We start from the raw sequence: 6,659 nt of genomic DNA, 5'->3' as shown, positions 1-6,659 counted from the left end.
TTCTTGGCGGAAATGTAAACTTAAACGATTGGAAGAGATCAATTCGGTTTTAACCGCCAGCAAATCATCGTATTTTGCCGTACGTTTAAATTCTAGCGACGCATGACGCACTGCAAACAACAGGGAATGTTGCGCCACCCACTTTGCCTGCCAAATACCCCGCTGGCGCAAAGCCTCTGTACGCGCCCGCTCCATGTACGCCAAATAGTTGGAATGATACACCACTCCGCCGCAATCAGTATCTTCGTAATAAACACGAACGGGCCAGTAAAATGCTTTTGTCTCACTCACACGACATTCCCGTTAATCATCCATCGACTCGATCACTGAACCACGATCCCCGGGGGCGGGCAAACCAAAATGCGCGTAGGCATGCGCCGTTGCCACCCGACCACGTGGCGTACGCATTAAAAATCCCTGCTGGATCAGATACGGTTCCAATACATCTTCAATAGTGTCGCGTTCTTCACCAATCGCCGCCGCCAGGTTATCCAAGCCCACCGGACCACCGGAAAACTTGTCAATCATGGCACGCAGCAGCCGCCGATCGTTTTGATCGAATCCGAGCGGGTCAACATCAAGCATACTTAATGCCGCATCGGCCACTTCGGCAGAAATATGTCCATCGGCACGCACCTGGGCAAAGTCCCGCACCCGACGCAGCAGCCGGTTGGCGATGCGCGGCGTACCCCGCGAACGGCGCGCAATTTCACCCGCCCCCGTGGCATCCATCCCCACGCCCAAAATTTGCGCAGAACGCGTCACTATGCGCTGCAAATCCTGGTTATTGTAGAACTCGAGGCGCTGCACAATGCCAAACCGATCGCGCAACGGCGAGGTCAGCAAGCCAGCTCGGGTCGTCGCGCCAATCAGGGTAAACGGTGGCAAATCCAGCTTGATGGAACGCGCCGCCGGTCCTTCGCCGATCATAATGTCGATCTGGTAATCTTCCATCGCGGGATAAAGTACTTCCTCCACTGCCGGGCTCAGTCGATGGATTTCGTCGATAAAAAGCACGTCGTGCGGCTCAAGATTGGTCAGCATCGCCGCCAAATCGCCGGCTTTTTCCAGCACAGGCCCCGAGGTTTGGCGAATATTGACACCCATTTCGGCAGCAATAATGTTCGCCAGAGTGGTTTTCCCCAGGCCTGGCGGACCATAAATCAGCACGTGATCCAGCGCATCGCGCCGGGCCCGCGCCGCACCAATGAAAATATCCAATTGCTCACGCACCGGCTGCTGACCAACATAGTCAGCCAGACTTTTTGGCCGGATGGCCCGATCCAGGGCTTCATCACGGCCGTCTGCCACGGCAGCCACGGCAGCCACCAAACGATCTTGCTCTATCATGCTTTGGCCTTGGCGACACTTTGCAGCGCCGCACGAATAATTTCTTCACTTCCCATACCATCAACCGCCACTGCCTTGACCATGCGGGCGGCATCCTGTGGTTTGTAACCCAAGGCGATCAATGCGCTTTGGGCATCCCCTACCTCACTGCTAACGGGCACCGCTCCCAGTGTCGGCAACAATGTTCCCGCACCGTCACCAACCGCCATGTCCTTGAGCCGATCGCGCAGTTCAACAATTAACCGTTCAGCGGTTTTTTTGCCAATGCCTGGCAAACTGACCAAGCGGTTGACGTCATTATCGTGCAGCACCTGCACCAGCTCTTCGGTGGAGATTCCTGACAAAATGGTCAGCGCCAATTTGGGACCTACGCCATTGGCTTTGATCAAATGACGGAACATGGTGCGTTCTTCACGCCGCGCAAAGCCGTACAGCAAATGCGCATCATCGCGCACCACCATGTGAGTAAACAACATCACTTTTTCGCCCAGCGAGGGCAAGACATAGAACGTACTCATCGGCGCATCGACTTCGTAGCCGACCCCGCCGACGTCCACCAACAAATGCGGCGGCTGTTTTTCCAGCAACACGCCCTGCAAACGACCGATCATGCCAATACTCCACGCACAGTACTCGACGCATATTTCACACTGTGGCCATGGCAAACTGCGATCGCCAACGCATCTGCCGCATCCTGTTGCGGCAAACCCGACAACTGCAACAACGCCGCAACCATGTGCTGCACCTGATCCTTCGCCGCCCGCCCGGTCCCGACCACCGCCTGCTTAACGCGCGTTGGCGCATACTCACTCACAGGCAACCCCAAGGTTACTCCGGCACAAATCGCCGCACCGCGCGCCTGCCCCAACTTCAACGCCGAGGCCACATTATTCTTCACAAACACCTGCTCTATCGCCATCACGTCGGGCTGATACTGACGAATCACGCAGCCCAACTCTTCAAAAATCACTTTCAGGCGCAACGGAAACTCTTTTTCCTGGGTGCGAATACAACCACTGGCCACATACCGCAGCCGCCCCTGGTTCAGCTCAACCACCCCAAAACCGGTAATTCGCGAGCCGGGATCAATCCCGAGAATACGCATCAATAGCCCGCTCCAACTAGACAAACCCGGTTGCTCAATTCGAGCAACGCACATACGGCGCTTTTCCGAAAAATGCTTGGCATCGCCTGTTTTTTAGGCATTTTTCCGCACAAAACGGCAAACTGCCGTGCGACACAACAGTTTACCACCCCCTCAGCGCAAGTTTAAGACTCCCTATAAAAAGCCCCTGTCCGCAAGAAGCTTTCAACCTGCGCAAATACCGAGGGCGACAGCAGTAATCCCGAATGCGACACCGCCAACACCTGATGATCCGCCATGCCGCTCATCCTTGTTTCTTCCACCAACACCGCGCTATCCCCCGCAGGCAAACGCGAACCCAGCAACCGCCCCAACCCAAGCGCATGATTGCCAGCAATTCCTCCCCATTGCCACCCCGGTGGCACTTGTCGCTGCGACTGGAACAATAACGTTTGCGCCCGCCCCAGCAGCCACCGCCCCCAGCGATGGCGAACCAACTGGGCCGCCACTGCGCAATCCTGATGTGGCGAACCTAAAGTCACCACCCGCCCCAATGGCCGTACATGATACTGATCAATCCAACACCAAATTAATTTGCCACCGAGACTGTGACCGACGAAATGCAGTTGCGAATGATGAGGTAACGCTTGAACGAAATGCTGAAATTCAGCGACACAACGGGAAAGGCCGCGAAATACCGGCCAATAGGAAAAGTAGTAGACACAAAAACCTTGAGCACGCAGACGTCGCCCAAGCAAAAAAACAAACCAGGAATTCATCCAGATGCCGTGCACCAGCACCACAGCGGGTCGAGAATTTGCGCTATCCATCGCTCATGACACCCCAGAAACAACAATGCCGACAGTAGAAAACCACTGCCGGCATAATGACACGCCTAGGTGACATGCCCTCCCCCCACTTTTTCACTCCTGCGTCTTGGTGCGCAGGTCGATAATCACGAACAGCACAAATTTTTCTTATTTTTCGTATTGTGTGCTCAGCGAATACAGGGCTAAGACTAAAGTTCTAGGCTTAAAGCAAACTTAATGAATCTTAAAATTCCACCTGCAAACCAACACGAGCGCCTTTTTCAATACTGAAGCTGCCGCGACCATCGCTCAACGTCACGTGAAATTGATGTGCTTCAACATAGACTGCCGCCTCTGGGAACAGCGCAAACTGCAAACGCAACGCGCCTTCACGAAAACGCTCTGCATCCATAAACGATACAATCGGTGGTGCATAATAAAAGGTTCCGCCCACACTGATGCGATCTGCACCCGGCAAGGAATACATCATCTGCATCCCCAAACCCAGCGCCAACAAATCGACATCGCGTGATGATGCGGGCATGGTCGTGGCAAATACTTTACCACCTACGCCAATTTTCAAACCGCGAGCGCGACTACCAGCCTCATCTACCACATGCAAACCCAGCTCGGCAACGTAGTCATCTTTTTCATTAAACAACAGACCCATCACCATTTCGCTGCGACCGTAGCTCGCGCCACCCACCAGCAAGCCATACTTCAACTGCGCGCTGGTTTCACTCAAACTAGCCGACGCCGTTTGCGCCTGAGCATTCCACGTCACCAATGATGCCAGCAACACAAATATGAATCGGAACACGCTCTTTCTCCTCAATTTTCTGAATCTGCAATACGCGTAAGACTTGCAATCATTCGACTGCCGCTTTAGTCGGGGCCTCATTGTAGCAGAGCAGCGCATGCATCAAACACCCCATTCCGCCCCCACCAACCCAAGCACGTCGCTGCGCACAATTCTATAGTCTTACAATCTCAATGTCCGGCAAATTATCCAAGACTTCACTGTAGGTTTGGCATCGCTCCAGGACATCGACGACAACAGGAAGTGGCGAATGCCATATTTCCTTAAAATCCGACTCATTTTCGCCCAACACCGGAAATGCCAACTTTTCGCGGGGAGGCGAAAACTGCGCATCTACGCCCGGCTTATTCCCTCGCGCATCCACTCGATACCAGCCAAATTGACGCAGATAAATTGCATTCAAACCATGCAGGCAATACGGCGCACCATTCTCATGAAGACTCAGTCGCTGATAACAAAGCCCTGCAGGAATATTGTTGGCTCTCAGCAATGCCGCCAACAAGTGACTTTTCGCGTAGCAAAATCCCGTGCCCTGCTCCAACACGTCGGAGGCAATACAGGTAACTGGATTTAGCTGATAATCCGAACTGTGCTTTATGTTGTCGCGAACCCACTCAAAACAGGTTCTGGCTATTTCCAGTTCATCACTTTTCCCCTGAACCAGCTTCTGCGCCAGAGAAAAAACATGAGGAGACTTCCAATCGATATATTTCGAGGATTGTAGATATTTTTCCATTTATGCTGCGAAGCATCCTTCAAGCATCGGCCAACACGCTGATGACAAGCCCAAAATGCAAAAAACCCGCATAGGCGGGTTTTTTTACAAATACGTTACCGGCAAAAGAAGCTTATTTAATTTTAGCTTCTTTATAAACCACGTGCTTACGCACAACCGGGTCGTATTTTTTGATTTCCATTTTTTCAGGCATAGTACGCTTGTTCTTGGTCGTTGTGTAAAAATGACCGGTACCAGCGGAAGAAACCAAACGAATTTTATCACGCATGGTGCAACTCCTTAGATCTGCTCGCCACGGGCACGCATATCAACCAGAACCTGATCGATGCCCTTCTTGTCGATGATGCGCATACCCTTAGTAGAAGTACGCAGTTTCACCCAACGATTCTCACTCTCAACCCAAAAACGGTGAGTCTGGAGATTCGGCAGAAAGCGACGCTTGGTCTTGTTGTTCGCGTGCGAAACGTTGTTCCCAGTAATTGGGCGTTTACCTGTAACCTGACAAACTCTTGACATTGTAATCTTCTCCAAAAAACCTTGGCGCAATTCACTCTTTGCGAAGGGCCGCACTTTATACCAAACCCATGCCGGTTTGTACAGCCTTTCCGCAATTCCCCTAGCTAGAATTTCAGATGAACGCCCAGTGTAGCTATGAAACTGTCGGCATCTAACCGACTTATCTCCGCCTCGACGATCAGGCGCCGAAACTGGCCGCCGTGGTACACCGTGCCCGCTCCCACCCCGGGAATAAAGCTAAACTTCGTGCCACTGTAGTCGTTCAGGCTCGCCGAAAAGCGCTTATCCAGCATCGCCCCGCCAAGCTTGCCCTTGAGGTAGGCGGCCTGGGACAACACCACTCGTTTGGTTATAAACCCCGACACACCGGACACGCTCATGGTGCCATCGCCCTTGGAGGCGACGCTACTGCCTATACCGCTAAACGCGTCCAGCTCGAACGACGTATCCCGTGACACATTATGCCCATAGGTCAGCGATATTATCTTCAGCGGCTCCATCTGCGGCTTATTTTCCGCCAATATTCCGGCTCGCGCAAACCAGAATTCGTCTGACTCAGCCGCCCACACCGGCATTGCCAGCACTCCCAGCAGCACCGTGGAGATCAATTGTTTTACCAATGGCACCTAGAAACCTCAAATTATCTCTTTGTAAACGCGCAGTTATTGTAACTCACCCGCCTCGGCAAAAGAATATCCCGCGCCTTCTCCGACCACCACATGATCCAGCACCCGGATGTCCACCAGCGCCAGCGCCTGAACCAATCGCCGGGTAATGGCGCGATCCGCCTGGGACGGTTCACATACACCCGACGGGTGGTTGTGCGCCAAGATGACCGCCGCGGCATTCAAGGCCAGTGCGCGCTTCACCACCTCGCGGGGATGCACGCTGGCGCCGTCGATGGTGCCACGAAACATCTCCTCAAAGCGAATCATCCGGTGGCGATTATCCAGAAACAGCACCGCGAACACCTCGTGTTCGTAGTCGCGCAAGCGGTTTTTGAGATAGCGCTGCGTCACCGCCGGACTGCTCATCACGTCTTCGCGCAGCATTTCGGCTTCCAGATGGCGCCGTCCCATCTCCAGCACCGCCTGCAACTGTACGTACTTGGCCTCGCCCAGCCCCAGACCGCGACAAAACTGCGCCTGCTCGGCTCGCAACAACGCCCGCAGACTGCCAAACTCATGTAACAGCTCCCGCGCCAGATCCAGCGCCGTCTTGCCCTTCACTCCGGTGCGTAAAAAAATCGCCAGCAGCTCGGCATCCGACAGGGCGCTCGCCCCCTTATGTAACAGTTTTTCTCTCGGCCGTTCCATGACCGGCCAATCCGTAATGGCCATAACC

The 6,659-nt window shown here is 53.7% G+C and carries 11 protein-coding genes; all 11 read right to left on the bottom strand.

Annotated elements, in window-relative coordinates; translation table 11 throughout:
* Nucleotides 1-291: YbgC/FadM family acyl-CoA thioesterase (locus tag OEW58_06230; GenBank protein MDH5300944.1), on the bottom strand; the 291-nt coding region annotated here is incomplete at its 3' end.
* A gap of 12 nt (nucleotides 292-303) precedes the next feature.
* On the bottom strand, nucleotides 304-1,350 hold the full coding sequence (gene ruvB / locus OEW58_06225; protein MDH5300943.1) for a Holliday junction branch migration DNA helicase RuvB: 1,047 nt from the start codon (nucleotides 1,348-1,350) through the stop codon (nucleotides 304-306).
* Nucleotides 1,347-1,961, bottom strand: a complete 615-nt coding sequence (ruvA, locus tag OEW58_06220) for a Holliday junction branch migration protein RuvA (GenBank protein MDH5300942.1) — start codon at nucleotides 1,959-1,961, stop codon at nucleotides 1,347-1,349. The genes ruvB and ruvA overlap by 4 nt, the downstream gene beginning before the upstream one ends.
* Complete coding sequence (gene ruvC, locus OEW58_06215; GenBank protein MDH5300941.1) at nucleotides 1,958-2,458, bottom strand: crossover junction endodeoxyribonuclease RuvC; 501 nt, start codon at nucleotides 2,456-2,458, stop codon at nucleotides 1,958-1,960. The genes ruvA and ruvC overlap by 4 nt, the downstream gene beginning before the upstream one ends.
* A 161-nt stretch (nucleotides 2,459-2,619) precedes the next feature.
* On the bottom strand, nucleotides 2,620-3,264 hold the full coding sequence (locus tag OEW58_06210; protein MDH5300940.1) for an alpha/beta hydrolase: 645 nt from the start codon (nucleotides 3,262-3,264) through the stop codon (nucleotides 2,620-2,622).
* A gap of 223 nt (nucleotides 3,265-3,487) precedes the next feature.
* Nucleotides 3,488-4,063 carry a YfaZ family protein gene (locus OEW58_06205; protein ID MDH5300939.1) on the bottom strand — a complete coding sequence of 192 codons (576 nt, stop codon included), beginning with the start codon at nucleotides 4,061-4,063 and terminating at the stop codon, nucleotides 3,488-3,490.
* Between the two features lie 154 nt (nucleotides 4,064-4,217).
* Nucleotides 4,218-4,799, bottom strand: coding sequence for a transglutaminase family protein (locus OEW58_06200; protein MDH5300938.1), 582 nt, complete (start codon nucleotides 4,797-4,799; stop codon nucleotides 4,218-4,220).
* A 112-nt stretch (nucleotides 4,800-4,911) separates the two neighbouring features.
* Nucleotides 4,912-5,067 carry a 50S ribosomal protein L33 gene (gene rpmG, locus OEW58_06195; protein ID MDH5300937.1) on the bottom strand — a complete coding sequence of 52 codons (156 nt, stop codon included), beginning with the start codon at nucleotides 5,065-5,067 and terminating at the stop codon, nucleotides 4,912-4,914.
* Between the two features lie 11 nt (nucleotides 5,068-5,078).
* Nucleotides 5,079-5,315, bottom strand: a complete 237-nt coding sequence (gene rpmB, locus OEW58_06190) for a 50S ribosomal protein L28 (protein ID MDH5300936.1) — start codon at nucleotides 5,313-5,315, stop codon at nucleotides 5,079-5,081.
* A gap of 104 nt (nucleotides 5,316-5,419) precedes the next feature.
* Entirely contained in the window at nucleotides 5,420-5,941 is a 522-nt protein-coding gene (locus tag OEW58_06185) for a porin family protein (protein MDH5300935.1), read from the bottom strand.
* Nucleotides 5,942-5,977: 36 nt separating this feature from the next.
* Complete coding sequence (gene radC, locus OEW58_06180) at nucleotides 5,978-6,655, bottom strand: DNA repair protein RadC (protein MDH5300934.1); 678 nt, start codon at nucleotides 6,653-6,655, stop codon at nucleotides 5,978-5,980.
* Nucleotides 6,656-6,659 lie beyond the last annotated feature (4 nt).

Source organism: Gammaproteobacteria bacterium (assembly GCA_029884425.1).
Lineage (GTDB): Bacteria > Pseudomonadota > Gammaproteobacteria > S012-40 > S012-40 > JAOUHV01.
This window is presented reverse-complemented; position numbering and strand designations above follow the sequence as displayed.

Excerpts from the sequence above, each read along its gene's own strand:
- ruvB (MDH5300943.1), bottom strand. The coding sequence starts at position 1,350 with ATGATAGAGCAAGATCGTTTGGTGGCTGCCGTGGCTGCCGTGGCAGAC.
- ruvA (MDH5300942.1), bottom strand. The coding sequence starts at position 1,961 with ATGATCGGTCGTTTGCAGGGCGTGTTGCTGGAAAAACAGCCGCCGCAT.
- OEW58_06210 (MDH5300940.1), bottom strand. The coding sequence starts at position 3,264 with ATGGATAGCGCAAATTCTCGACCCGCTGTGGTGCTGGTGCACGGCATC.
- OEW58_06200 (MDH5300938.1), bottom strand. The coding sequence starts at position 4,799 with ATGGAAAAATATCTACAATCCTCGAAATATATCGATTGGAAGTCTCCT.
- rpmG (MDH5300937.1), bottom strand. The coding sequence starts at position 5,067 with ATGCGTGATAAAATTCGTTTGGTTTCTTCCGCTGGTACCGGTCATTTT.
- rpmB (MDH5300936.1), bottom strand. The coding sequence starts at position 5,315 with ATGTCAAGAGTTTGTCAGGTTACAGGTAAACGCCCAATTACTGGGAAC.
- radC (MDH5300934.1), bottom strand. The coding sequence starts at position 6,655 with ATGGCCATTACGGATTGGCCGGTCATGGAACGGCCGAGAGAAAAACTG.